Source organism: Hymenobacter sp. YIM 151858-1 (genome assembly GCF_025979705.1).
Lineage (GTDB): Bacteria > Bacteroidota > Bacteroidia > Cytophagales > Hymenobacteraceae > Solirubrum.
The window spans coordinates 959,691-984,266 of record NZ_CP110136.1 but is presented as its reverse complement, the minus strand read 5'-3'; the positions used below and the strand labels follow the sequence as shown (position 1 = coordinate 984,266).

The 24,576-nt window shown below is 60.6% G+C and carries 18 protein-coding genes; 7 read left to right on the top strand and 11 right to left on the bottom strand.

Annotation, left to right across the window (positions count from 1 at the left end; all coding sequences use genetic code 11):
• Positions 1-23 precede the first annotated feature (23 nt).
• From OIS50_RS04140 to OIS50_RS04125, 4 genes are all read right to left on the bottom strand, one after another.
• Positions 24-677, bottom strand: a complete 654-nt coding sequence (locus tag OIS50_RS04140; RefSeq protein WP_264693064.1) for an HAD family hydrolase — start codon at positions 675-677, stop codon at positions 24-26.
• Positions 678-708: 31 nt separating this feature from the next.
• Positions 709-1,203 carry a hypothetical protein gene (locus OIS50_RS04135; protein ID WP_264693063.1) on the bottom strand — a complete coding sequence of 165 codons (495 nt, stop codon included), beginning with the start codon at positions 1,201-1,203 and terminating at the stop codon, positions 709-711.
• A gap of 13 nt (positions 1,204-1,216) precedes the next feature.
• Entirely contained in the window at positions 1,217-3,286 is a 2,070-nt protein-coding gene (ispG, locus tag OIS50_RS04130) for a (E)-4-hydroxy-3-methylbut-2-enyl-diphosphate synthase (RefSeq protein WP_264693062.1), read from the bottom strand.
• A 260-nt stretch (positions 3,287-3,546) separates the two neighbouring features.
• The gene (locus OIS50_RS04125; protein ID WP_264693061.1) at positions 3,547-4,209 is read right to left on the bottom strand and encodes a MarR family winged helix-turn-helix transcriptional regulator; all 663 of its coding nucleotides are present in this window, start codon (positions 4,207-4,209) and stop codon (positions 3,547-3,549) included.
• Positions 4,210-4,310: 101 nt separating this feature from the next.
• On the opposite strand from OIS50_RS04125, the gene OIS50_RS04120 reads away from it, so the two are divergent.
• Complete coding sequence (locus OIS50_RS04120; RefSeq protein ID WP_264693060.1) at positions 4,311-6,764, top strand: TonB-dependent receptor; 2,454 nt, start codon at positions 4,311-4,313, stop codon at positions 6,762-6,764.
• A 274-nt stretch (positions 6,765-7,038) separates the two neighbouring features.
• On the opposite strand, the gene OIS50_RS04115 is transcribed toward OIS50_RS04120, so the two are convergent.
• Positions 7,039-8,013 carry an NAD(P)H-quinone oxidoreductase gene (locus tag OIS50_RS04115; RefSeq protein ID WP_264693059.1) on the bottom strand — a complete coding sequence of 325 codons (975 nt, stop codon included), beginning with the start codon at positions 8,011-8,013 and terminating at the stop codon, positions 7,039-7,041.
• A 101-nt stretch (positions 8,014-8,114) separates the two neighbouring features.
• Between OIS50_RS04115 and OIS50_RS04110 the strand changes: the two genes are divergently transcribed.
• On the top strand, positions 8,115-8,639 hold the full coding sequence (locus OIS50_RS04110) for a hypothetical protein (RefSeq protein WP_264693058.1): 525 nt from the start codon (positions 8,115-8,117) through the stop codon (positions 8,637-8,639).
• A gap of 239 nt (positions 8,640-8,878) precedes the next feature.
• On the opposite strand, the gene OIS50_RS04105 is transcribed toward OIS50_RS04110, so the two are convergent.
• On the bottom strand, positions 8,879-11,065 hold the full coding sequence (locus tag OIS50_RS04105) for a glutamine synthetase III family protein (protein WP_264693057.1): 2,187 nt from the start codon (positions 11,063-11,065) through the stop codon (positions 8,879-8,881).
• A 248-nt stretch (positions 11,066-11,313) separates the two neighbouring features.
• Here OIS50_RS04105 and OIS50_RS04100 point away from each other — a divergent pair, with 248 nt between their 5' ends.
• Together OIS50_RS04100 and OIS50_RS04095 are read left to right on the top strand one after the other, a co-directional pair.
• Positions 11,314-13,179 carry an LTA synthase family protein gene (locus OIS50_RS04100; protein ID WP_264693056.1) on the top strand — a complete coding sequence of 622 codons (1,866 nt, stop codon included), beginning with the start codon at positions 11,314-11,316 and terminating at the stop codon, positions 13,177-13,179.
• Between the two features lie 36 nt (positions 13,180-13,215).
• A complete protein-coding gene (locus OIS50_RS04095; protein WP_264693055.1) occupies positions 13,216-13,608 on the top strand; it encodes a hypothetical protein in 393 nt (130 codons plus the stop codon).
• Here OIS50_RS04095 and OIS50_RS04090 read toward each other — a convergent pair.
• Positions 13,599-14,384 (bottom strand): hypothetical protein, encoded by a 786-nt coding sequence (locus OIS50_RS04090; RefSeq protein WP_264693054.1) that lies wholly within the window; start codon positions 14,382-14,384, stop codon positions 13,599-13,601. The two genes, OIS50_RS04095 and OIS50_RS04090, sit on opposite strands and share 10 nt — an antisense overlap.
• Positions 14,385-14,696: 312 nt before the next feature.
• On the opposite strand from OIS50_RS04090, the gene mtaB reads away from it, so the two are divergent.
• Positions 14,697-16,046: a tRNA (N(6)-L-threonylcarbamoyladenosine(37)-C(2))-methylthiotransferase MtaB gene (gene mtaB, locus OIS50_RS04085; protein WP_264693053.1), complete on the top strand. Its 1,350-nt coding sequence runs from the start codon at positions 14,697-14,699 to the stop codon at positions 16,044-16,046.
• 82 nt (positions 16,047-16,128) lie between these two features.
• Here the strand turns inward: mtaB and OIS50_RS04080 are convergent, their stop codons facing one another.
• Positions 16,129-16,758 carry a hypothetical protein gene (locus tag OIS50_RS04080; protein WP_264693052.1) on the bottom strand — a complete coding sequence of 210 codons (630 nt, stop codon included), beginning with the start codon at positions 16,756-16,758 and terminating at the stop codon, positions 16,129-16,131.
• A 926-nt stretch (positions 16,759-17,684) separates the two neighbouring features.
• Positions 17,685-18,932 carry an ABC transporter permease gene (locus OIS50_RS04075; protein WP_264693051.1) on the bottom strand — a complete coding sequence of 416 codons (1,248 nt, stop codon included), beginning with the start codon at positions 18,930-18,932 and terminating at the stop codon, positions 17,685-17,687.
• A 302-nt stretch (positions 18,933-19,234) separates the two neighbouring features.
• On the opposite strand from OIS50_RS04075, the gene OIS50_RS04070 reads away from it, so the two are divergent.
• Together OIS50_RS04070 and OIS50_RS04065 are read left to right on the top strand one after the other, a co-directional pair.
• Positions 19,235-20,512 (top strand): asparagine synthetase B, encoded by a 1,278-nt coding sequence (locus tag OIS50_RS04070; RefSeq protein WP_264694327.1) that lies wholly within the window; start codon positions 19,235-19,237, stop codon positions 20,510-20,512.
• A gap of 146 nt (positions 20,513-20,658) precedes the next feature.
• Positions 20,659-22,512, top strand: a complete 1,854-nt coding sequence (locus OIS50_RS04065; RefSeq protein ID WP_264693050.1) for a glycoside hydrolase family 2 protein — start codon at positions 20,659-20,661, stop codon at positions 22,510-22,512.
• Between the two features lie 148 nt (positions 22,513-22,660).
• On the opposite strand, the gene OIS50_RS04060 is transcribed toward OIS50_RS04065, so the two are convergent.
• Together OIS50_RS04060 and OIS50_RS04055 are read right to left on the bottom strand one after the other, a co-directional pair.
• Positions 22,661-23,677 (bottom strand): hypothetical protein, encoded by a 1,017-nt coding sequence (locus tag OIS50_RS04060; protein WP_264693049.1) that lies wholly within the window; start codon positions 23,675-23,677, stop codon positions 22,661-22,663.
• A gap of 200 nt (positions 23,678-23,877) precedes the next feature.
• Positions 23,878-24,519: a MiaE family protein gene (locus tag OIS50_RS04055; RefSeq protein ID WP_264693048.1), complete on the bottom strand. Its 642-nt coding sequence runs from the start codon at positions 24,517-24,519 to the stop codon at positions 23,878-23,880.
• Positions 24,520-24,576: the final 57 nt, after the last annotated feature.

Sequence of the window (24,576 nt, the reverse complement as noted above, 5' to 3'; positions counted from 1 at the left end):
AGCCTCAGAGATGCCCTAGGTGCTTACAGCGCCCGAATAGCCGCGGCACTGAGCTGCCCCAGATGCGACACCACCTGGTCGGCGTGGTGCAGGTCCTGGCCTTCGGAATGCTCGCTGCGGTAGCCGATGCAGTACATACCGGCCGCTTTGGCCGCCGTTACGCCGTTGTGCGAGTCTTCGATAACCAGGCAGTGCTGCGGCGCTACACCGGCCAGCTCGGCGGCGCGTAGGAAAATGGCCGGGTCGGGTTTGGAGCGCGGAAAGTCCTCGCCGCTCACCAGGTTATCAAAATGCGGGTACAGCCCGAAGCGCCGGAACACGCGGTTGATGGTTTCCTTGCTCGCCGACGAGGCCAGCTGCAGCGGCACGCCCGCCTCGCGTAAGTCCGCTATCAGCTCGCGCGCCCCGGGCAGCAAATCCAGTTCCGCTGCTTCGTCGAACGATACCGCAAACAGCTCGCGCTTGCGCTTCATCAACTCCTCAACGTCGCCGGCCAGGCCGAACTCCTGCTTAAGATGCTGGTACACGTTGCGGGTAGAAGCACCTAGGAATGTGGCGTATTCCTCGGCCGTCATCGGAATGCCCAGCTCGGCAAAGTGGCGGAAAAAGGCATCGTGGTGCAGCGGCTCGGTATCAACGAGTACGCCGTCCATGTCGAAGATGACGGTTTGAATCATGCGGCGAAGTTACCTATCTCTACTCTTCAGCCTATTCCCGAGCATCAGCGTTCGTGTACTCGGCAGCTTCGTAAGCGTCTTGAGGATAATCTTCGTCTGAAATCGCATTCCAAAAGAACTGCCCAAGCGAGCAGTTCATCTTGACCAGGTACTCTCTGGGATTTACGTCTTGGTCTTCCCAAAATTCCTCATGCTTGAGCAGTCCTACTTGGTAATCAGCCAAGTCAAGCACAACAACATCGCCGTTTAGGGCACTACCAACCACGAGCAAATTTGCCTTCGCGGCTCGCTGGAACTCTTCTTCCCATTCTATTTGCTTTTTGAAGCAATTTGTTTGGTCGTAACTGTACGAACCAATCGAAACAGCTTCGTTAAAAGAAAAAGTAGCGAAGAAGTCGATGGCTGTTTGGTCCATTCCCATGGCGGCAAGCACGGCTGCATTTTCGGGCCGAAAGCTTTCTTGATGCTTCTTTAAGTCGACACCTGCTGCCAGCAGCGCCTGAGACATCTTCTTAACATCCATCATGTGATGTGCGCAGTTACGCTCCTACCTGCTCCTCCAGCTTCACGGGCTCAACCCACCGCCCGTCCTCCCGAATCAGGTTAATCAACTCATCAACGGCAGCTTCTTCGGGCACCGATTTCTTGATGACCTCTTGCCCGCGGTACAGGGCAATTTTGCCGCGGCCCACGCCTACGTAGCCGTAGTCGGCATCGGCCATTTCGCCGGGGCCATTCACGATGCAGCCCATGATGCCGATTTTCACGCCCTTGAGGTGGTCGGTGCGGCGGCGAATCATGGCGGTGGTTTCGGGCAGGTCGAACAGCGTACGGCCGCAGCTCGGGCAGCTGATGTACTCCGTTTTGCTCATGCGCGTGCGAGCCGCCTGTAGAATACCGAAGCTGAGCTGGTTTAGCGCATCGAGGCGCTGCAGCCAGGTAGCTTGGTCGGCATCGGGCAGCTTTTCGGTGCTGAGCACCACGCAGTCGCCGAGGCCATCGAGCAGCAGGCCACCCACATCGGTAGCGGCGTAGAGCTGCGTTTGCTCGGGCGCCTGCTCGGGGTACTGGCGGTTGATGATGACCGGGTTGGTGATGCCGTGGTTCATCAGCCGGAAGAAAGCCCGGCGGATTTCGGGCATGGCGTGGGCGTTGTCTGTGTAAAGAATAACAACGGCCGTGCGGTCGTGGCGCAGTTGCTCGAGTGCTGCCGTGGTGAGCGACTCCAGGTTATGGAACACGAAGTTGGCCTCGGGGTGCTTGGCGGCGGCCACGGCGTACTCGCTTTGGGTGAGCACCGGGTAGTGGTCTTCGCGTTTGCCGCCGTCAATCCAGGCCGAGTAATCAACCAGCTCCTTCAGGCCGTTGGGCAGCATGAAAGGCACCGGGCGCTGGCCGGTGTAGATGAAGTCGGCCCCTAGGTCGTTCATCTGAAACTTATCGAGGAAGGCCGAGTACAGGTGCCCCACGCACCGCAGATCGGCGTACTCCAGCTGCGGTAGGCGCGATATATCGGCCAGCACGCGCGGCACGTTCTGCCCGCCTAGGTTCAGCACCTCGTGCGAGTGGCGGCGGTGGTACTGGAACGGGTCGATGGGAATGGCTAAGGATGAAGGAGGAATGACGAAGGATGGGTCGGTAGCCCCCTCTTCCTTCTTCGTTAATCCTTCTTCATTCCCCAACGGGGCAATTGGTTTGGCCTCGGCGGCGCGGTTGGTGTAGCGGTCGATGAGCATGCGGGCCACGGGCGCTTCGGCTTCGGGCGGCTCCGTGAGCGACACGCGCACGGTGTCACCCAGGCCGTCTTCGAGCAGGGTGCCAATGCCCACGGCCGACTTGATGCGGCCGTCTTCGGCTTCGCCGGCTTCGGTTACGCCCAGGTGCAGCGGGTACGGCTGAAGGCCTTCGGCGGCAAGCTTTTGCACCAGCAGGCGGTAGGCCTGCACCATCACTTGCGTGTTGGAGGCCTTCATCGAGAGCACCACGTTGTAGTAGTTCTCGTCTTCGCAGATGCGCAAAAACTCCAGCGCCGACTCTACCATGCCCAGCGGCGTATCGCCGTAGCGCGACAGAATGCGGTCCGACAACGACCCGTGGTTCGTGCCGATGCGCATGGCCGTGCCGTACTCCTTGCAGATTTGCACCAGCGGCCGAAACCGCTCCCGAATACGCTCAATCTCGCCCTGATACTCGGCGTCGGTGTACTCGATGGTCTGGAATTTCTTTTTGTCGACGTAGTTGCCGGGGTTCACGCGCACTTTCTCCACGATGCGCGCAGCCAGTTCGGCGGCGTTGGGCGTGAAGTGTATGTCGGCAATGAGCGGCACCGTGCAGCCGCGCTTGCGCAGTTCCTTCCTGATTTCGAGCAGGTTCTGGGCTTCCTTCATGCTCGGCGCCGTGATGCGCACGTACTCGCAGCCGGCCGCCACCATGCGCAGCGTCTCCTCCACCGAGCCCATGGTATCCATGGTATCGACGGTGGTCATGCTCTGCACCCGAATGGGATAATGGCCACCTAGGGGCAGGTCGCCGATGTTCACCACGCGCGCTTCGCGACGCTTGTATTCGGTAAGGCTGGGGCAGTAAATCTTGGAAGCGGAAGTGCTCATGCAGCTGATAACGTAGTCGGAAGCAAAAACCGCTTTTCGGGCGGCAAAGTTGCTGAAGGGCAAAGGTACAAAGTAGGTAGCAGCGCGCAGTAGCGCGGTGTAGCGCGGACTTTGTAGTCCGCGTCCACGGATAGTAATTTCTGACCTAGGGCGGCAGCGCAGTGTAGCGCGGGCTTTAGCCCGCGTGTGCCAGAACGATTTTATCTGCGCGGTTCTGCCCTAACGCCAGCCGTTCACGCCAACGCGGGCCAAAGCCCGCGCTACACGCGCTGTTCCGGCAAGTGGCGCAACAGCTCCGCCAACGACTCGGCTTTGGGCCCGGCGTAAATGGGCTGATGAAACGCATCGAGCTTTTGCAGCAGGTACAGCAGCTGCACGCGCTCGGCGCGCGTCAGGTTGCCGGCAATCAGCTGCGAGGCTTGGTTCATCGGGCCGAACACCTGGCGCAGTACCTCGCCGCCGGCCTGGGTGAGCGTCAGCAACTTGCTGCGGCGGTCGGTAGCGTGGGGCTGCTCGGCCACCAGCCCACGGGCCAGCAGGCGTTTGATTACCTCCGTGCCGGTGGCTTTTTCGTGAATGTTCTTGGTAATCAGCTCCGATTTAGACAGCGGCTGATGCCCCATTACGGTGGCTAGGTAGGCAAAGTCGTCGGGCGTGAGCAAGGGCGTGCCGGCCAGGCCCAGCCGGATATACGAGCGGGCGTAGCGGTTCAGGAAGATGATGAGCTTGCCGATTTCGGCTTCGGCGGGCATAGAGGCCACGTCGGGCGGCGCGGCGGGCCCGCGCGGCTCGGGCGGGGCAGCCACGCTCCCGTACAGCCAGGCCGCAAAACCCGGCAAGTCGGCGGGGCGGCCCATGGCAGCGTTTTGCTGCTCAAACTCTTCCGCTTTGTCGAGTAGTTGCCGCAGAAAGGAATAATCCATGCGCTAAAAAAGCATCCGGCATGGCTGCCAGTAAATTTTTATTAGTTCCAAAACATATCAAAACACCAATTGTTCGTCCGATACCACACAATATTACTTGCATGCGACTTCGTTACTCTCTGGCTTTTTGGCTGCTGCTACTGCCCCTTTTCAGTTGGGCGCAGAGCACCGGCGTACTCAGCGGCACCGTGCGCGACCGAACAACGCAACAGCTGCTGCCGGGCGTAAGTGTTTCGCTTGAAGGCAGCAGCCTGGGTACCGCTACCGACGAGCAGGGCCGCTTTCGGCTCACCAACATCCCAACGGGTAGCTACAACGTGCGGGCCACTTTTGTGGGCTACGAGCCGCTGGTGCGCGCCAACGTGGTAATTACCTCCGGCAACGCCAACATTGTGGCGCTGGAGCTGGTACCGGCCGCGCAACAGCTTGGCGAAGTGCAGATAACGGCCAACCGCGCCATCCGGGCGGCCACGCCCGAAACCCCGCTCTCGGTGCAGCGCCTGAACGTAGAGGAAATCAAGAGCAACCCCGGCGGCAACTTCGATATTTCGCGGGTGGTGCAGGTGCTGCCCGGCGTGGGCGGCGGCGGCACCGGCGGCACGGCGGGCTTCCGCAACGATATTATTATTCGGGGCGGCGCGCCTAACGAAAACGTGTACTACCTCGATGGCATTGAAGTGCCCGTTATCAACCACTTCCAAACGCAGGGCTCGGCCGGTGGGCCTACGGGCTTGCTCAACGTGTCGTTTATCGAGGACGTGACGCTGAGCACCTCGGCCTTTGAGGCGCGCTACGACAACGCGCTTTCCTCGGTGCTGCAGTTTCGGCAGCGCGACGGCAACCCCGACCGCGTGCAGGGCAACGTGCGCCTGAGCGGCACCGAGGTGGCCGGCACGCTCGAAGGCCCGCTGGCCCCAAACACCACTTTCCTGGCCTCGGTGCGCCGCTCCTACCTGCAGCTGCTGTTTAAGGCCATCGACCTGCCCATCCGGCCCAACTACTGGGATGCGCAGTTCAAAGTCACCACCAAACTCTCGCCGCGCACCACCATCACCGCACTGGGCCTAGGTGCCATCGACCACTTCGAGCTGGCCGTACCGCGCGAGACTTCGCTGGAGAAAGAATACGTGCTGCGCAACACGCCCTCCATCGATCAGTGGAACTACACCGTGGGCGCGTCGCTGCGCCAGCTCATCGAGCGCGGCTACGTGAACGTGGCGCTTAGCCGCACCCAGCTCGATAACCAGGTCGACCGCTTTGAGGGCGGCTCGGAATTTCGCGGCGACGAAAGCCGGCGGGTGCTGCTCACGCGCTCCGGCGAGTCGGAAAACAAGCTGCGCCTCGATGTAAACCGCTCCGTGGGCAAGTGGCAATACGCCTACGGAGCCGTAGGTCAGTGGATTACGTTCGATTCGCGCTACTTCAACCGCCTGCGCCGCGAGGTGCTCAACCCCGATGGCACCGTGCAGCAGCCCGGCGTGGAGGTGCGCTTCCGGTCCGACATCAGCTTTGCGCGGTTCGGCGCTTTTGCCCAGCTAACGCGCCCCTTCCTGCCCAACGACCGGCTGACCCTGTCGGCCGGCATCCGGGCCGATGGCAACTCGTTTACCGACGAGGGCACCAACCTGCTGCGCACGCTTTCGCCGCGCGTTTCGGCCTCGTATGCCCTGGCCCCGCGCTGGAACCTGAACGCCTCGGTGGGCCGCTACTACAAAATCCTGCCCTCTACCCTGCTTGGCTTCCGCGACAGCCGCGGCCAGCTCGTCAACCAGAACACGCGCTACATCGGCAGCACGCATTACGTGGCGGGGCTCGAGTTTTTGCCCGCCACCAACACCCGGTTTACGCTTGAAGGCTTCGTGAAGCGCTACGACCACTACCCCGTATCGGTGCGCAACGGCATTTCGCTGGCCAACCTAGGCGGCGATTTTGTGGCCCTGGGCAACGAGGCCGTAACCAGCACCGGCCGCGGGCGCACCTTTGGCGGCGAGTTTTTCTTTCAGCAGAAACTCACCAAAAACCTGTTCGCGGTGGCCTCCTACACCCTGTTCCGCAGCGAGTTCAGCGGCGCCAACGGGCAGTACCGGCCCTCGGCCTGGGATACCCGCCACCTGGCTTCGGCCCTGCTAGGCCGTAAGTTCGGGCGCAACTGGGAGCTGGGCCTGAAGTACCGCTTTGCCGGCGGCGCCCCGTTCACGCCCTTCGACCTAGGAGCTTCGCAGCAGAACTACCTGACCCTTGGCGAGGGCGTGCTCGATTTTACCCGCCTGAACACCGAGCGCCTCAAGAACTTCCATCAGTTCGATTTCCGCCTCGATAAAAAGTACAATTTGCGCCGCGTCACCATCGATTTGTTTCTCGATTTGCAAAACGCCTTCTTGGTCAAAAACCCCTCGTTGCCGCTGTACACCTTCCAGCGTACCCCCGATAACAGCGGTTTCCTGACCACCGATGGCCAGCCCATTCGGCCCAACGGCAGCAACGCCGTACCCGTGCTGCTCACCGAAGACGATGCCACCGTGCTGCCCACCATCGGCTTTATCGTGGAGTTCTAGCCCAAGCAATCAGCCCCATCCGTCATCCTGACAAAGGAAGGACCTGATCACGGCTCCAAAACTATGGCTCCATTTGTCATCCTGACGCAGGAAGGACCTTATCACGCTTACACTACCTAGGAAAAGGCCGTAATGTCGAGCTTGCCGAGACATCTCGCGTGCTAAACTGGGATAGCAACCACTAATTGGACTGCGCTTGGCCTGACACGACCTAGGGAAAATCTTGCTTTGGTGATAAGGTCCTTCGCTTGGGCTCAGGATGACAACGATTGAATTATGAGACGCGCAGCACCAGCTTGCCGATATGCGCGCTGCTCTCCAACAGCCGATGCGCTTCGGCAGCCTCGGCCAACGCAAACTCGCGGTAGATAACCGGCCGAAACTGCTTGCCGGCCAGCAGCGGCCACACGTGCTGCTCCACGGCGGCTGCCAGCGCGGCCTTGAACTCCGCCGACCTAGGGCGCAAAGTGCTCCCCGTGATGGTCAGCCGCCTGCGCATCACCTCCAGGGCGTTGAACTCGGCCCGGGCGCCGCGCATGGCATTGATAAACACCAGCCGGCCGTCGTCTTTCAGCAGGTTAAGGTTTTTGGGCGTGTAGTCGCCGCCCACCATGTCCAGCACCACGTCGGCGCCGCCCAGTTGCCGCAGCTCGCCCTCAAAATCCTCGCGCTTGTAGTTGAAACAGCGCGCCGCACCCAGGGCTTCGCAGGCCCGGCACTTTTCTTCGGAGCCGGCCGTGGCGTACACCGTAGCGCCCAGCAGCCTGCCCAGCTGAATAGCCGTAATGCCGATACCGCTGCTGCCGCCGTGCACCAGCAGGGTTTCGCCGGGGCGCAGTTGCCCGCGCTCAAACACGTTGTGCCACACCGTAAAGACGGTTTCGGGCAGGGTGGCGGCTTCGGCCATGCTCCAGCCGGCGGGCAGCGGCAGGCAGTGGCGGGCATCTACCACGGCATATTCGGCATAGCCGCCTTCGGCCAGCAAGGCGCACACGGCGGCGCCTGGCTGCCAGCGCGTTACTGCGGCGCCCACCTGCTCCACCGTACCCGCTATTTCGAGGCCCGGCACCAGCCCGCTTACCTCGCCCGCGCCGCCGTACTTGCCTTGGCGCAACAGCAAATCGGGCCGGTTTACGCCGGCTGCCTGCACTTTCACCAGCACTTGATGGGCAGCGGGTTGGGGCACGGGGCGGGGCTGAAGTTGCAGTACTTCGGAGCCGCCGGGCTGGGTTATTACAATAGCATTCATGCGCTGAAAGGTTATTGGGCCCTAGGTGTTTGGCCGCCCAAGTTGCGAAGGCAGCCCGGACGCCGGCCACCTTTTGGGCGCTTTTACGTTTCTTACCCCTGATGAAGACGCCCGCAATTGTTCCCTCGCTCCTGAACTCGGCCCGGGCCATTGGCTTGCGCGCCTGGCAAACCGGCCCGTTGTTTCGCAAGGCATTTACGGCGGCCGTGGAGTCGGTGCAGGAGGTGCTGCGCGCCGAGGTGCAGAAAGGCAACGCCAAAGTAGTAGCCGATTTTTTGGTCGACAAAGCGGCTCCGGCCGTCAAAACGCTGCTGCTCGAACGCATGACGGTGCGCATGCTGGCGCGCTTGGGATTGCGCGGTGCCTTGGCATCCAACGTGGTCGGCTGGATATTGCCCTTCGTGCTCGAAAAAGTAGTGCAACTGGTTATGAAGACCGAAGCAGCCGCCCGGCTGCAGCAACACCCCTCCGTTACCAACGTGCGGCGCACCCTCGATGAGATAAAGAACCGGTTGCGCCGGGCAATAGCCCCCGATTATGGCTCGGGTGCCGAAGAAGTAGACCGGTACCTGGCCGAACTACCGGCCGTAAGCGTTTCGCAGCCGCAACCAGCGCCTAAGCCCTGAGCCTAAGGCGCTTTACCCTTGCTCCCCAGGCCAACCCCGGCCCCATTCACCTAGGGAGCCGCGTGCAAATTTTTATGCAATCGTTTGCAGGCCTCAGCAAAATGCCGTAATCTTGGAGCACTAAAATGAAAAAACCCGTCGGCTCTCCGTGATACACGGGGCCAACGGGCTTAGTGAGCGGGCCGGTCGAACTGCATTCCCACCCGAATTCGAACCGGCCTCGCTTGCAAGCTGCTAATTTAATGCAAGAATAGCAGTTCGCGATACTTTACTAGCGGCCAATCTTCATCGGCCACCAATAATTCTAGTTTATCGACCTGTCGGCGGATCACGTCGAACAGCGGACGCACCTCCTCGCTGTACATCAGCGCCCGCTCGCGGGTGTCCTCTTTCTTGTTGGCCACCTTGCGGCGCTCCACCATGTCGCCCACCGTGTTTTTGATGGTAGCTACGCGGCGCGAAATCTCCTTAATCGAGTCAACGGTTACCTGCGTGTACTCGTCGTCGAGGCCCAGCTCGCGCAAGCCCTTCACGTTTTGCACCAGCTTGTTCTGGTAAGCCACGGCCGTCGGAATGATGTGGTTGATGGCCAGATCACCCATTACGCGGCTTTCAATCTGCACGCGCTTGATGTAGTCCTCGAGCAGGATTTCGTGGCGGGCGTGCAGCTCCACGTGCGAGTAGATACCGAGGCGGCCGAACAGCTGGGCCGATTGCTCCGTCACGAACGCATCGAGAGCGGGCGGCGTGGTAGGCACGTTCGAGAGGCCGCGGCTGGCCGCTTCTTCCTTCCACTCATCGGAGTAGCCGTTGCCCTCAAAGCGAATGGCTTTCGAGTCGATAACGTACTGGCGCAGCACGTCGATGATGGCCATTTCTTTTTTGCGGCCGCCGTCGATCAGCGCGTCTACCTCCTTGCGGAAGGTTTCCAGCTGATCGGCCACGATGGCGTTCAGCACCGTCATCGACGAGGAGCTGTTGGCCGACGAACCCACGGCCCGGAACTCGAACTTGTTGCCGGTGAAGGCAAACGGCGAGGTACGGTTGCGGTCGGTGTTGTCGAGCAGAATGGGCGGAATCTTGTCGATGCCCAGCTTCAGGTACAGGTTGTCGCCTTTGTCGAGCGGCAATTTGGCGTTGCGCTCCAGTTCGTCGAGCACTTGCGACAGCTGCGAACCCACGAACACCGACATAATTGCGGGCGGGGCTTCGTTGGCACCCAGGCGGTGGTCGTTCGAGGCCGAGGCAATGGAGGCGCGCAGCAAATCGGCGTGCTGGTGCACGGCCTTCATCGTGTTGATGAAGAACGCCAGAAACTGCAGGTTCTCCTTGGGCTTGCGGCCCGGCGAAAGCAGGTTTACGCCGGTATCGGTGCTAAGCGCCCAGTTGTTGTGCTTGCCCGAGCCGTTTACGCCGGCAAACGGCTTCTCGTGCAGCAGCACTTTAAAGTCGTGCTTATCGGCCACGCGGTCCATGATGTCCATCAGGAGCTGGTTGTGGTCGATGGCCAGGTTGGCATCCTCGAACGTGGGGGCGCACTCGAACTGGTGCGGCGCTACCTCGTTGTGGCGGGTGCGCAGCGGAATGCCCAGCTTGGTGGCTTCCTCTTCGAACTCGAGCATGAAGGCGTGCACGCGCGGCGGAATCGAGCCGAAGTAATGGTCTTCGAGCTGCTGGCCTTTGGCCGGGGCGTGGCCGAACAGGGTGCGGCCGGTCATTACCAGGTCGGGGCGCGCCGAGTACAGAGCTTTATCAACCAGGAAGTATTCCTGCTCGATGCCCAGCGTAGTGGTTACGCGCTGCACGTCTTTGTCAAAGTACTGGCAAATGGGCAGCGCCGCACGCTCCAGGGCTACCAGCGACTTCAGCAGCGGGGCTTTGTAATCGAGGGCCTCGCCGGTGTACGCCACAAAAATCGTGGGGATGCACAGCGTTTTGGCCCCGGCGGTTTCAATGATAAACGCGGGCGAAGTGGGGTCCCAGGCGGTGTAGCCGCGGGCCTCAAAGGTATTGCGGATACCGCCCGAGGGGAACGACGAGGCATCGGGCTCCTGTTGCACCAGGGCCGAGCCTTTGAAGTTCTCGATGGGGCGACCGTCAGAATTCAGATCGAAAAACGAGTCGTGCTTTTCGGCGGTGGCGCCCGTCAGTGGCTGAAACCAGTGCGTGTAGTGCGTGGCACCCTTGCTCATGGCCCAGGTTTTCATGGCCCCGGCTACGGCATCGGCCACCGAGCGCTCCACCGGAGTACCCTGCTTAATGGCCGACTGCAGTTTCTTGAAATAATCGCCCGACATGGTAGCCCGCATGGCCTCGAGGCCGAATACGTTGCGACCAAACACTTCCGAGCGACGCTCAGACGACGTGACCGGCATGGGTTTGCGCTGGTCGACCAGGTTCAGGGCTCTAAAGCGAAGCGTTGCCACAGATAAAAGGTTTGTAGAGGTAAGCAGGTTTGCTTTTGATACCCCAAAGGTATAAACGGCTGTGGTTTCTGCAAAACACCCCTTTAAATTTAAGGGGGTCCATTTAATAAAACGCCTAGATTTAAGCCTGGCCCCTAATTTTTAACAGGCGTTGGCTTATAAGAAACCGCATATACCTTTTGCTCGCCATTCAAGTGCGGCATTTATAGCTTTGGCATCTGACTAACTTTGCGGCTTCGTGTCCGCCCGTGAGAAACCGCTTCTATTTCCAGCCGAAGTACTTTTTGTATTGGCTGCTTGTGTTTGCCCTAGGTCGGGCCGCATTCCTGCTTTACCATTTGCCGCGCACCCAACAGCTAGATGCCGGCAGCATTGCCCGCACCTTTATATACGGTGTGCGGCTTGATGGCTCGGCGGCGGCCTATTTGTGTATTGCACCATTTATGCTGCTGGCGGTAGCGGGCTGGTTTCCGCAGTTGCGCGTGGGTCGCATCATCGGCATCTACACCGGCATCGTCGGTGCGGTAGTGGCCCTGCTCACCGTTGCCGATCTGGAGCTGTACCGCGCCTGGGGTTTCCGGCTCGACAACACGCCGCTGCAGTACCTGAACTCGCCCGGCGAAATGGCGGCTTCGGCGGGCTCCTCGCCCTTGCTGCTGCTCACCCTCATTTTGGGAGGGCTGCTGCTGGTTGGTTATTTGCTGTACCGCCCCCTGCTTGCCTCGCTCCCGCCGCAGCCGGCTTGGTTTAGCAGGGTACGCGCGGTGGCAGTAGGCCTGCTGTACGCCGTATTACTAATCGTGCCGCTGCGGGGCGGGGTGCAGCAGATTCCGGTAAACCAGAGCGACGTGTATTTTTCCACCTCGCGCCCCTTTGCCAACCACGCGGCCATCAACGTGCCCTGGAACGTGGTGCAGTCGTTGCCCCTGGGCGAGCTGCAGCAAAACCCCTACCAGTACCTCCCCGATACCACGGCCCGCCGCCTGGTGGCGCAGCTGTACCTGCCGGCCCCGGCTGGCGCCCCGGCACCTAGGGTACTGCGCACGCCGCGGCCCAATGTGCTGTTCGTCATCCTGGAAAGCTTTACGGGCAAACTGGTAGGCCACCTGGGCGGCGAGCGGGGCGTTACGCCCACGCTCGATAGTCTGGCGCGTACGGGGTTATCGTTCCGGAATATTTACGCCAGTGGCGACCGGAGCCAAAAGGGCATCGTGGCCCTGCTCAGCGGCTACCCCAACCAGCCCACCACCAGCATCATCAAGTTTCCGCGCAAAACCGAGAACCTGCCCAACCTGGCCCGCTCGCTTGGGGCCGTTGGCTACGAGTCGTCGTTTTACTACGGCGGCGAGCTGGCTTTTGCCAACATGAAATCGTACCTGCTGGCCGGCGGCTACCAGCGGTTAGTGGAGCGGCAGGATTTCCGGCGCCGCGACCAAAACTCCAAATGGGGCGCCCACGACCACGTGCTGTTTAACCGGGTGCTACGCGATTTGCGCCAGCAACCGGCGCCGTTTTTCGCCACCGTTTTCACCCTGAGCAGCCACGAGCCCTTTGAGGTGCCCATGCGGCCGCGCTTCCGGGGTACCTCCGAGACGCAGCTGTTCCGCAACTCCGTAGCCTACACCGACCACGCCCTAGGTCAGTTTTTGCGGGCCGCCCGCCAGCAGCCCTGGTGGGGCAATACCGTGGTGGTAATTGCCGCCGACCACGGCCACCACCTGCCCGGCAACTCCGGCGGCCACGAGCCCGCGAAATTTCATATCCCGCTGTTACTCACGGGTGGCGCGCTGCGCCCCGAGTTTATGGGCCGCAGCGTGGCTACTTTCGGCAGCCAAACCGACGTGGCCACTACCCTGCTCGCCCAGTTGGGCCTACCCAGCCAGGAGTACGCCTGGGGCCGCAACCTGCTGGCGCCCGCCCCGCCAGCTGCGCCTGGAGGCTTCGCGTTCTACTGCTTCACCGATGGTTTCGGCCTGATACGCCCCCAAGGCGTAGTGACCATGGACAACGACGCCCGCCGCATCATAGAGCGCGACAGCGCCACCAGCCCGCTGCAGCTGCGGCAAGGCCAGGCCTATCAGCAACAATCCTTCGCCGACTTTTTGCGCCGCTGAACCCCGCCGGGCCCGGCGCCGCGTATACCTCGTCCGATGCTCCCAACTTCTGCCTCCTCCGCCCAACTGCTGTTCGTGTACAACGCCGATTCGGGCTGGGCCAATGCCTTGCTGGATGCGGTGCACAAAGCCGTTTCGCCCGCTACCTACCCTTGCTCGCTGTGCGGCATCACGTACGGGGCCGTAAGCATGCACCCCGCCTGGAAGCAGTTTTTGCGCAGCCTGCCCGTACCCGCCAAATTCGTGTACCGCAATCAGCTGCCGCAGCACTACCCGCAACTGGCGCCCTACCGCCTGCCGGCCGTGTTCGTCGAAACCGAAAACCGGCAGATTGAACTGCTGGTATCGGCTGAAGAGCTAGGCCGCGCGGATTTGGCCGGACTGATGCACCTGCTCCGGGAGCGGCTATCGACCATGCTTCAGCGGTAAAGCCTGCCCCGGGCGCCTGCTCCGAACGTTTTTAACCTTAGTGGATACCCCAACATGGCGCTGACGCCCGAGCCGCGTACATGCAAGGTAGTGGCGCCGCGCTGCGAGTTATACTGATACTCCACGGGCACGAGCAGCATGTCGGTCAGGCCTTGGGTCACGAACACGCTCAGGTTCAGCCGCTCCTTCCCCAGGCGGTAGAAGCGGGCCGTGACGCCAGCCGTAACAAAGCCGCCCCACTTGCGCTGCACGAGCCGCTGCTCCCGGAACTCAATGGTGTCGTAGAACAGTCCGCCGCCGCTGAGCAGGCCGCAATCCAGGCAGCTGTTGCCGATGCGGTTGGCCCCGCCGCCCACCACCGCGTCGAGGCGGAAGCTGGCCAGGTAGGTGTGGCGCACCGTGTCGATTTCCTTGATGTTGTAACGCCCGACGGTTTTGCTCAGCAGCAGCGGCAGTTGATGCATGTACAGCCCCGAGCCTCTGCCGCGCCACTCGCCTTCATAGGGGTTGGCGGTGTACTGCTCGGGCATTTTAATGCTATAGGCCCAGCCCAGCGTGCTGCCGCTGTAGCCCGCCGCCACGCCCCACTCCTCGCGCAGCTGCAGCCGCAGCATTACTACGCCTTGTTCGGCAAACGAGAGCGTGCTGTACGCTTTAAAGGGCAATGTGCCCTTGCCGAAGTAGGCGCCTTCGGCAAAGTTGTGGTTGGCCCCGAGCTTCAAATCGAGGTACAGCTTGGCTTGGCCGTAGCCAGAAATGCGCGTTCCGATAAGCAATAAAGCCAGACAACAGATGCTTCTAAACATTATGCGGGTTTGATTTTAACCTCCTGGCAACGGGCCCATGCGTGCACGTTGATTAAAGCTCCTAGCAATTGGTGGCGCGGTGGATTAACATCCGCTACTGATAATTTGCTTTCACTAATATTTGGATAACGCTGCCGGCCTGCAGCTATTGTTGCACGGCGCTTCGCAGCAACACAATCTGTCCTAAATCCTTATGCCCGGCCTAGGTCGCGCAACTCTCGTTTTGCTTCGGACCCTGCCCGGAACCACTACCCCGCCCGGTGTTGTATCTTTGCCGATCCTATGAACACGCGCACCGTTGCCTTTTACACGCTGGGCTGCAAGCTCAACTTTTCCGAAACCTCGGCTTTGGGCCGGCAATTCGAAGAGCGGGGCTTTGAAAAAGTGGCTTTCGAGCAAGGCGCTGATATCTACGTTATCAATACCTGCTCCGTAACCGACCACGCCGACCGCAAATGCCGGAAAGTAGTGCAGCAGGCGCTTAAGCACAACCCCGAGGCCTACGTTACCATTGTGGGCTGCTACGCCCAGCTGAAGCCGCAGGAAATTGCCGGAATCCCCGGCGTGCACGCCGTACTGGGCGCGGCCGAGAAGTTTCGGTTGGCCGAAATCCTGGCCGAAACGGCCTACCGCAAGCCCGAGGCCGGCCAGCCCGGCCAGGTGTTTGCCTCGCCCATTTCCGAAGCCGTGGAGTTTCACGACGCCCACTCCTTCGGCGACCGGACGCGCACCTTTATGAAAGTGCAGGACGGCTGCGACTACTCCTGCTCATTCTGTACCATTCCGCTGGCCCGCGGCAAAAGCCGCTCCGGCTCGGTAGCGAGCGTGGTAGAGCGCGTGCAGAAGCTGGCCGCCACGGGCGTGAAGGAAATTGTGCTGACGGGCGTGAACCTAGGCGACTTCGGCATTCAGGGCGAAGAGCGCCAGCGCCTCGAAACGTTTACTGACCTGGTAAACGCGCTCGACCAGGTGGAAGGCATCCAGCGTTTCCGCATCAGCAGCTGCGAGCCCAACCTGCTCACCGACGACATCCTGCGCACCGTGGCGCAGTCGCGGCGCTTCATGCCGCACTTCCACATTCCGCTGCAGTCGGGCTCCAACAAAATCCTGGGCCTGATGCGCCGCCGCTACCGCCGCGAGCTGTACGCCGAGCGCGTAGCCCTAATCAAAGAGCTAATGCCCCACGCCAGCATCGGCGTGGATGTGATTGTGGGCTTCCCCGGCGAAACCGACGCCGAGTTTCTCGAAACCTACCAGTTCCTCAACGAGCTGCCCGTTTCGTACCTGCACGTGTTTCCGTACTCCGAGCGCGAAAATACCCTGGCGCCCACCCTGCCCGGCCGCGTGCAGGACCGGGTGCGGCACGAGCGCACCACGCAGCTCCGCAGCCTATCCGAGAAGAAAAAGCGCTTCTTCTACGAGCAACACGTGGGCCTCGAAACCGAAGTGTTGTTTGAGGACGACCTAGGGCCCGATGGCCGCATTGAGGGCTACACCCCCAACTACATTCGGGTGGCTGCCAAGTACGACCCGCTGCTGATAGGCGAGTTGAAAAAGCTGCGCCTGACCGAGGTAAACGCTGCCGGCCTGATGGAGGTAGAAGAATCGGAGTTGCCGGTGTTTCATCACTAGCCTTGGCCCAACAAACGCAAAGCGCCCGCCGCCAAACCATGGCAGCGGGCGCTTTGCTTTGGCGCCTAACCGTGCGGCGCTTTTAACGGCTGAGCTGGCGGCTCATCAGCTCAACCATTTGTTGCATCATCTTTTGCTGCTCCTGCAAGTGTTGGTTGCGCATTTCGGCTAGTGCCAATTGGTGCTGCAGCTGCTGGGCATACAAGGCTGCTTCCAACGAAACCACCTGCGCCGGAGCCGGAGCAGCTGCAGCAACGGGAACAGCCGCCGGCATAGCCTCGGCCGGTGCAGCGGCTGGTTCCGGAGATACTCCTACGCTGGTTATAGCTGCTGAAGGAGCGGCAATCGGCGTCTGCTGACCTGAGGCTGCTTGGGTAGCGTTGGCAGGAACGGGCGCGGCCGCAGCTTGCTGGGCCTTTTCATCGGGAGCTAAATCAACTGCTTCAACACGTGCCGAAGCAAGTACGCGTTCGGTTGGCGTTTCGTCATTAAACATTTGGCCAAAACCTTGCATCATCCATTCCTTTGACACATTTGGGTACACCTCAAACACTTTACACAAAAGGTCAAACCCGGGCTTATTGCGTTCTTCTACAATGTGTTGGATAACCGTGGCCGTTTTGTCGAGCGATAATGCAAAGGCGTTTTTCGACATACCCAAGGTTTGAATAAGTTGGCTGAAGCGCTGACCTACTGTCTCTACTTTTGCCATATATGGATTTGGTTATGCAGGTTGATTGAACACAAATATAACCATTTGTTAAACAAGATCAACTTCAATTGTGCGGCGCTTTAACAGCTTTGCTCAGTCCATCAACACGCATCAGATTTTCTTTGCTGCGTCCGGTCAGTCAATTGTGGCTGCTCAGCTTTTCCTTTTCGGTACCGGCTCACTTTTCTCTCGAAGGAAGATGGATAGCGGCGGTACCAACGCACATTGCCAGCTTTACTTGGTGGTTGCGCAACAGCGCCTTGCCCGCATGCTTACCGCGGGTGGCTTCGGGGGGGAAGCGCGCATGCACAAAGAGGCTGGTGCGCGAAGCAGCACCTAGGCCACCTAAGCCACAGTTCGGCCCGAACGCTACACCTCCGGCCCCACCGCCAGCGACCCACCTCACGGTTGGGTAGTGCCGTGCCGGCTTGATATGATCGTAAGTAGTATTGCCACGAGCCGACGACAAACGTTGTCCTGACCATACCTAGGCCCGAGCCAGGTGGAACGGTTTCGCATCGGAAGCTCCCGCGCTACTGAACGCGTGGCTGCGTTTGACCTTTGGAGCGGCGGTGCCTGGCCCCTTTCCTCGTAAGCGCCCGCCTAGGTCGTTATGCACAGCACCAGGCCAGCCGGCTTGCCAAAGGGTATTCACCACGTGAAATTTATTGGCAGGAATGTAACGATGTGGAGCAGCTCAGAAACCTTGCGTCAGTACCCGAGTTTCCTATAGTTTTCAGGAAAGCGCCTGCACCGGCTGCCGGCGAAGCGGTGAACATTGGCTGGCTATGCGGCGCTCCTACTAGGTTGGCAAATGCGATGCAGCGTTTGATGGCCGGAGCACGCACGAGCCAAAGTCAGGTCATGAAATCGTACGTGTTGCGCAGGCTGTTTTAGCCACCACAAGCGAAGTGCAGCGCCAAGCCTTACTCGTAGCGCAGCGACTCGATTGGATCGAGCTTGGAGGCTTTGCTGGCGGGGTAATAGCCGGAGGCCAGCCCCACGGTTACGCAAATCAGCAGGCCCAGCATCATCCACAGCCAGGGCACCAGAAACGCACCTTCGCCCACGAACAACGAAACGGCGTTGCCCATGCTCACGCCGAGCACGATACCTAGGGCCCCGCCCAACACGCAAATCACAATGGCCTCGATGAGGAACTGCTGCCGGATTTGCAGCGACGTAGCACCTAGGGCTTTGCGGATGCCGATTTCGCGGGTGCGCTCCGTTACCGATACCATCATGATGTTCATGAGGGCGATGCTGGCGCCCAGCAAGGTGATGAAGCCCACCAGAAAGCCCCCGATCTTGAGCGAGCCCGACAGCTCATCCAGCTTGCTGGCGAGCGAGTCGCTGCTCTCCATCTCAAAGCTGTCTTCCTGGCCCAGCCGGTCGTGGCGCACGGCGCGCATAATGCCGCGGGCTTGGTCCATGGCAAAGGGCAGGTTTTCGGGCTGCAGCACGGCGGTTTTGATGTCGTACGTCAGGGCCTGCTGGCGCGGCATCTGGTTGCCGGCTTCCAGCGGAACCAGCACAATTCGGTCGGCCCCGCCGCCGCCCATCGAGCTGCCGCTGCGGTCGAGGGTGCCCACCACCAAAAAGCGCCGGCCCAGCATGTAAATGTACTTGCCCAGGGCCGAGGCCGTGGAGTTGCTGCCGAACAGCTTTTCGCGCACTTCGGCGCCTATAACGGCCACGCTAACGCCGTTCTCAAGCTCCTGCTGCGAAAACGCGCGCCCCGAGGCCAGGTTGTAGTTTTGGTTGAGCAGGTAGTTTTCGTCGCCGCCCACCACCTGGGTGTTGGGGTTGGTTTCCTTGCTGCCGGCCTTCACTTTGGCGGCCCCGGCCACAAACGCCGACACGCCCACGCGGCCTTCGTCGCCGAGCTGGGCTTTGTATTGCTGGGCCTGCAGGTAGGTAATGGGCGGATAGGTTTTGCCGCGCACCCCGCCCCTGCGGAAGCGGTTGCTGTAGCCCTTGGCCTGAATATCAAACGAGTTGGCACCCAGGCTCGAAAAAGTCTCGTTCAGCGAGTACTTCATGGCGTCGATGGCCGTTAGAATACCCACCAGCGACATGATGCCAATGCTCACAATCAGAGCCGTTAGTACCGTACGGAGCAGGTTGCTTTGAATCGACCGGAACGCCTCGCGGATATTTTCAAGTAAATGCATGCCCGACGCCTACAATCAAATCTAAGATTTCTTCTACCTGCCCGAACGCGAAATGTGCTGTACTGAGCCCGCCGAAAGGTAGCGGCTTTGCAACAAACCTGTAGGGCCTTTTGCTACATTTGTTTTGGGCCGTTTGCCGCCGGCCTAGGTTCTTTCAGGGGTGGCAAGGCGTTGGCTGGCGGGTAGTTGGGGCCACCTGAACTTGCGGCCCGGATGCACGCCTCAGCGGAACGCCCACCCGCCCGGCACCGTTGTGGTGCAACGCCCGCGTGCCTTTACCCTTCTTTTGCATCGTGAATCCCATGCTTTCAATCCGTCGTTTGCTTGCTTTCGCGCTGCTGCTGCTGGCCTACCTAGGGCCAACGGCCAGCCGCGCCAGCCAAATTCTCATTCCGATGGATGAGGCCCAGCGCGAACACCTCAAAGCATACGGGGCAGCTTACTGGCTGCTAACCAAGGAAATTGAGGTGGATTGGCTGCTGAACTACCGCGGCGGCGCTTTTGCATTTCCGGCCGTGCAGGCTGCCGAGCAGGAGCTGGCCGTGCGCGGCGTAAGCTACCAGGTGGTATCGGATGCGCAGTACAGCGCCATACTCAGCCAGATTGGCGACCCGAACGCCAACATGGACCTGATGAAGCTGGAGAAAGCACCCAAAATTGCGGTGTACACGCCCAAAGGCAAGCAACCCTGGGACGACGCCGTGACGTTGGTGCTGTCCTACGCCGAAATTCCTTACACCGAGGTGTACGACGACGAGGTGCTCGACGGCAAGCTCACCAAATACGACTGGCTGCACCTGCACCACGAGGACTTTACGGGCCAGTACGGCAAGTTTTACGCCACCTACCGCAACCGGCCCTGGTACCAGCAGCAGCAGCGCGATACCGAGGCGGCCGCCAAGCGACACGGCTTTAGCAAAGTGTCGCAGATGAAGGCCTCGGTAGTTACCAAAATGCAGGAATTTGTGGCCGGCGGCGGTTTCTTGTTCGCTATGTGCTCGGCTACTGACACGTACGATATTGCTCTGGCCGGCTTGGGGCTCGATATGGTAGATGTGATGTACGACGGCGACGCTCCCGATCCGCAGGCGCAGCAAAAGCTCAACTTCAACCGCACCCTGGCCTTCCGCAATTTTACCATCGAGCGCAACCCCTACCAGTACGAGTATTCCAACATCGACATGCAGCCCTACGAGCGGGGCATGAGCGAGGAAAACGATTATTTTCAGCTGTTTACGTTTTCGGCCAAAAACGACCCCGTGCCCACCATGCTCACCCAGAACCACACCCGCACGGTGAAAGGGTTTATGGGCCAAACCACGGCATTCCGCAAAACGCTCATCAAGCCCGATGTGCTGGTGATGGGCGAAAACAAGACCTCGGGCGAGGTGCGCTACATGCACGGCGAGCTGGGCAAAGGCACCTGGACGTTTTACGGCGGCCACGACCCCGAAGACTACCAGCACCTGGTGGAAGAAGAACCCACGGAGCTGTCGTTGCACCCCAACTCGCCCGGCTACCGCCTTATCCTGAACAACATTTTGTTTCCGGCGGCGAAAAAGAAAAAGCAGAAAACCTGATTAGTGCGGCCCGGCCCGCTTCAAAGCCTTGCTTTACCTCGTACCCCGCTAGTGCCTATGCAGTAGCGGGGTATATTGTTTTTAAACACTCGAGGTATCCGGCGAAGCCGAAAACTCGTTTGAATGTGCTCAACCACTGCGCTCCTATGGATTCCGAGCAAACGAACTACGGCTTCTCGCCCACCAATGGCAACGTGCGCACCGCCAACCCTTTGCCCAGGGCAGTGCTGCGCTCCAACAATTTTCTGCTGCTGGACGGCGAGTGGCGCTTTGCCATCGACCCCGACGACTGCGGCCTACGCGAGGGCTGGTACCTGGCCCATCAGTACGAGCTTAACGCCAATTGGCCCGGCTCGGTGGAGTCGCACATCCTCGAAGCCCGGGGGCAGCAAAACACCACGGCCTGGCACGACCGCATCGTGGTGTGGTACGAGCGGGAGTTTACCCTGCCCGAGCGCGGCGACGAAGGTGCGAACTCCATGTTTCAGCTCACGTTTGGGGCGTGCGGCTACGAAACCCGCGTGTGGCTGAACGGGCACCTGCTCACCACCATCGAGGGCGAAACCGTGCATTACGGCGAGTACACCTCGTTTTCGTTTGAGCTGCAGGAGGTGCACCTGCGCCCCGTAAACCGCCTCACGGTCCGCATCATGGATACCATGGATGCCGAAACACCTAGGGGCAAGCAGGAGTCGCACGTGTACAAGCGGGGCGGCATCTGGTACCAAACCTATACCGGGGCCGTGCGCTCGGTGTGGCTCGAAATGGTGGAGCGCAACCGCCTCCGCTCCCGCGTGGGGGTCGATAGCGTTATCGAAGACCAGATGGTGCGCTTTAACCTTACCACCCGCATTCACGACCCTGGGCCTTACACGCTAAGGTTGCAGGTGTTCGAGCGGTTTGCCAAATCGGCGCAGCCGCTGGCCACGGCCGAGTACCCGATGAAGCTCGAAGCCGGCCAACGCAAGCAACGGGTGGTAATGGAGCTGGCCGGCGCCAAAGTGTGGTCCAACGCCTCGCCCAACCTGTACCGGTTGGTGGCTCAGCTCATCGACGCCGACGGGTACACCGCTGAAATAGAAACGCATTTCGGGCTCCGCAAAATCGAGTCGCGGGGGCGCAACGTGTACCTGAACAACGAGCCCATTTACATCGACGGCATTCTGTACCAGCCCGGTACGGCTACCTACGAGGAAATGCAGCGGCATATGCACGCCATGAAGGAGCTGGGCTGCAACCTGGTGCGCGTGCACATTGCCGGCGTCGATCCGCGCATCTACAACCTCGCCGACGAGCTGGGCTTGCTGCTGTGGGTGGAGGTGCCTTCGCCGCACAGCTCTACCCCGCGCAGCCGCGAAAACCACCGCGCCGAGCTGCTGCGCATGCTGGCCCTGATCGAGTCGCACCCCTCGGTGGTTATCTGGAGCCTGTACAACGAGGACTGGGGCTGCCAGGACATTGCCACCAACCCGGCCACGCGCGAGTACATCATCGAGATGTACCACTACATGCAGATTCATCACCCGCAGTTTTTGGTGGTGGATAACGACGGCTGGCACCACATTTCGCACGAGGGCCGCCTGAAATCCGATTTGCTGACGGCCCACCTGTACACGCCCGAGCTGGAACGCTGGCGCGAGCTGCTCGACCGCATGGTGCAGGGCGAAATGGAGGGCGTGGCCGTGAACCCTTTGGTAGTGGGCGACCCGTTCTACTACCGCCGTCAGAAGCCCCTGATTGTAAGCGAGTGGGGCGGCTTCGGCTTTGTGGACTACGGCGGCCCGGCCGACTCCGAGGACCGCGCCCAGCGAATCCGCGACTTCAAGCGCGAGCTGCGGCAGCGCTCCATTGCCGGCGACGTGTACACGCAGGCCACCAACATCGAGGACGAGCGCAACGGCCTGATCGACCCGCACACCGGCGCGCTCGACGTACCGCCCGGCCTGCTCAACTCCGCCGGCTTTGCCCCGGGCGCCAACGAGCCGCAGCCCGAAGCATAGCCTTAGCCTGCATTAAAAACCGGCCCCTAGGTGCTGCTGATGACCAAGCACCTAGGGGCCGGTTGGCGTTATGGCGGCGGTTAGCTGTAAGGTCCTAGGTGCTTGCAGCACATGCCGCACCTAGGGCGCGCAAAGGCCTCAGCTGGCGTTAGCGCTTCATGCGCAGGCTGGCGGCTATTTTTTTAAGCGCAGCGGCGTAATCGGGCGCAGCGGGGTTGCCGGTAGTCTTGTCCGGTTTCGGCTTGCTTTTTTTGGCTGGCGTGGCAGTTGCTTCGGCGGGCCCAAACACCACCCCATCGAACACCAGCGTAGCCTCGCCGTCGGTTTTTACCACCTGATGAAAGGTGCCGGGCCGCTTCTGGTAGCTGCTGGTAGCGCTGATTTCGTACGCAAACACCGGCTCGGCGCTTAGCTGGCGCTCCTCGGTTCGGATAATGGCCCCGGCCGTGGTGCGCTGCAGCACGCTGCGGTGCAAATCGGGGCGCAGGTTGTCGAACGCAGTCGGTGGCAGCACTTGCACGGTAAACTGCGGCGGCATGGGGTCGGGTTTGCTTTTAGCCACTACCGCGGGGCCAAACACGTACAGCTTGCCCTCGTTGCGCACTTGCTGCAGCCGAAAAGGCGTGCCCGCAAGCTGCACCACAAACGGGGCCAGCTCGAGCGGCGGAATGGTGCCTTTGGGGTCGTACCAGCCGGTAAGCAGCATCTTCTTGAGCTCGGCCGCCGATTGCTTATCGGCGTTTTCGTAGAGGCCGAACACCAGCATGATGGAGGTAGTATCGCCGAAGCCCAGCACCATCAGGCTTTTACCGGGCTCGATGCTTTCGCCCTCGCCAAACACGGCCGGGTACCCGTTGAAAAGCAGCTGGCGTTGCTCGCCGATGCGCCCGGCTTTGGCCATGTACTGCTGCACCAGCACATCCTTCACGTTCAGGAAGTTGCTTTGCGGAATCCGCAGCACCTCCAGCAAAGCGCCGTTGGGCTTCACCAAGCCGTTAAGCGACTCCTCGGCCACGTAGTCGGGCGTTTTGCGCACGTAAAACGTGGAGCCGGGCACCCGCACGTGGCGGGCCGTAATGGAGGTTGTAATCGTATCGAGCTGCGGCGGGCCTGCCACGGCCTCTTGCCCCAGGGCGCGCAGGGTTGGGCCCAACAAGAGCCACATTCCTACCAGCAGCAGCCGCCAGCTTAAGCAGTACTTAGCGGCGCAGGTTCTTAGCATTAGCATTTCGGGCAGCAAAGATGCGCAGTAGGCTCGGCATCTGAGATACTTACCTGGGTGCCGCATTGCACAAGTAGCCCAAGCACCCAGGGCTGAACGCAGGGGTATTCAGCGGCTACACCCTCAATATCAAATACTTGATATTAATGCATGCGGTCGTCGCGCACGGGCAGACTGGTTACAATCTCCCCTTCAATCTTCAACAGCTCCTGCAGGCGGGCATCCACTTCCTGCGGGTCGCAATACTCCTTGGCCAGGTCGACGTACGCCACGAAGTGTCCGGCTTCGGATACCATCAGCTCGTAGTAAAACTTGCTTAGCTCAGCATCCGGAATATGTTTCCAGAGCAGCTTAAACCGTTCGCACGAACGGGCCTCGATCAGGGCCGATACCAGTAACTGGTCCATCAGCTGCCGCTCGCGCGCGCCGCCGCGGCGCACGTGCTTCATCAGCTCCACCACGTACTCATCGCGGCGTGGCCGACCCAGGGGCAGGTTGCGCTTGCGCAGCTCCTGCAGCACCCGCTCGAAGTGGCTCCACTCCTCGGCTACCAACTCGGTGAGCTCGTCGACGAGCCGCGTTTTTTCGGGGTAGCTCACGATGAGCGAAATGCCCGTTGAGGCCGCCTTTTGCTCGCAGTAGGCGTGGTCGACGAGGATATCGCCGATGTTTTTCGAAGCAATGTCTACCCACCTGGGGTCGGTATTCAGCTTCAGCTTCAGGATGGTTTTTTCGCGTTTCTGGGCCTCCTCGGCCGAAGGCTGGGCGAAGCTGTGGTCGCTCATATGCTATTAAAGTAACCGTTTAAGCCAAGCGGCTAATCGGGTTACCAGTAGGTAGGT

Excerpts from the sequence above, each read along its gene's own strand:
- OIS50_RS04140 (WP_264693064.1), bottom strand. The coding sequence starts at position 677 with ATGATTCAAACCGTCATCTTCGACATGGACGGCGTACTCGTTGATACC.
- OIS50_RS04095 (WP_264693055.1), top strand. The coding sequence starts at position 13,216 with ATGCTCCCAACTTCTGCCTCCTCCGCCCAACTGCTGTTCGTGTACAAC.
- OIS50_RS04060 (WP_264693049.1), bottom strand. The coding sequence starts at position 23,677 with ATGTGGCTCTTGTTGGGCCCAACCCTGCGCGCCCTGGGGCAAGAGGCC.
- OIS50_RS04070 (WP_264694327.1), top strand. The coding sequence starts at position 19,235 with ATGCTTTCAATCCGTCGTTTGCTTGCTTTCGCGCTGCTGCTGCTGGCC.
- OIS50_RS04075 (WP_264693051.1), bottom strand. The coding sequence starts at position 18,932 with ATGCATTTACTTGAAAATATCCGCGAGGCGTTCCGGTCGATTCAAAGC.
- OIS50_RS04055 (WP_264693048.1), bottom strand. The coding sequence starts at position 24,519 with ATGAGCGACCACAGCTTCGCCCAGCCTTCGGCCGAGGAGGCCCAGAAA.
- OIS50_RS04115 (WP_264693059.1), bottom strand. The coding sequence starts at position 8,013 with ATGAATGCTATTGTAATAACCCAGCCCGGCGGCTCCGAAGTACTGCAA.
- OIS50_RS04135 (WP_264693063.1), bottom strand. The coding sequence starts at position 1,203 with ATGATGGATGTTAAGAAGATGTCTCAGGCGCTGCTGGCAGCAGGTGTC.
- mtaB (WP_264693053.1), top strand. The coding sequence starts at position 14,697 with ATGAACACGCGCACCGTTGCCTTTTACACGCTGGGCTGCAAGCTCAAC.
- OIS50_RS04125 (WP_264693061.1), bottom strand. The coding sequence starts at position 4,209 with ATGGATTATTCCTTTCTGCGGCAACTACTCGACAAAGCGGAAGAGTTT.
- OIS50_RS04120 (WP_264693060.1), top strand. The coding sequence starts at position 4,311 with ATGCGACTTCGTTACTCTCTGGCTTTTTGGCTGCTGCTACTGCCCCTT.
- OIS50_RS04080 (WP_264693052.1), bottom strand. The coding sequence starts at position 16,758 with ATGGCAAAAGTAGAGACAGTAGGTCAGCGCTTCAGCCAACTTATTCAA.
- ispG (WP_264693062.1), bottom strand. The coding sequence starts at position 3,286 with ATGAGCACTTCCGCTTCCAAGATTTACTGCCCCAGCCTTACCGAATAC.
- OIS50_RS04110 (WP_264693058.1), top strand. The coding sequence starts at position 8,115 with ATGAAGACGCCCGCAATTGTTCCCTCGCTCCTGAACTCGGCCCGGGCC.
- OIS50_RS04065 (WP_264693050.1), top strand. The coding sequence starts at position 20,659 with ATGGATTCCGAGCAAACGAACTACGGCTTCTCGCCCACCAATGGCAAC.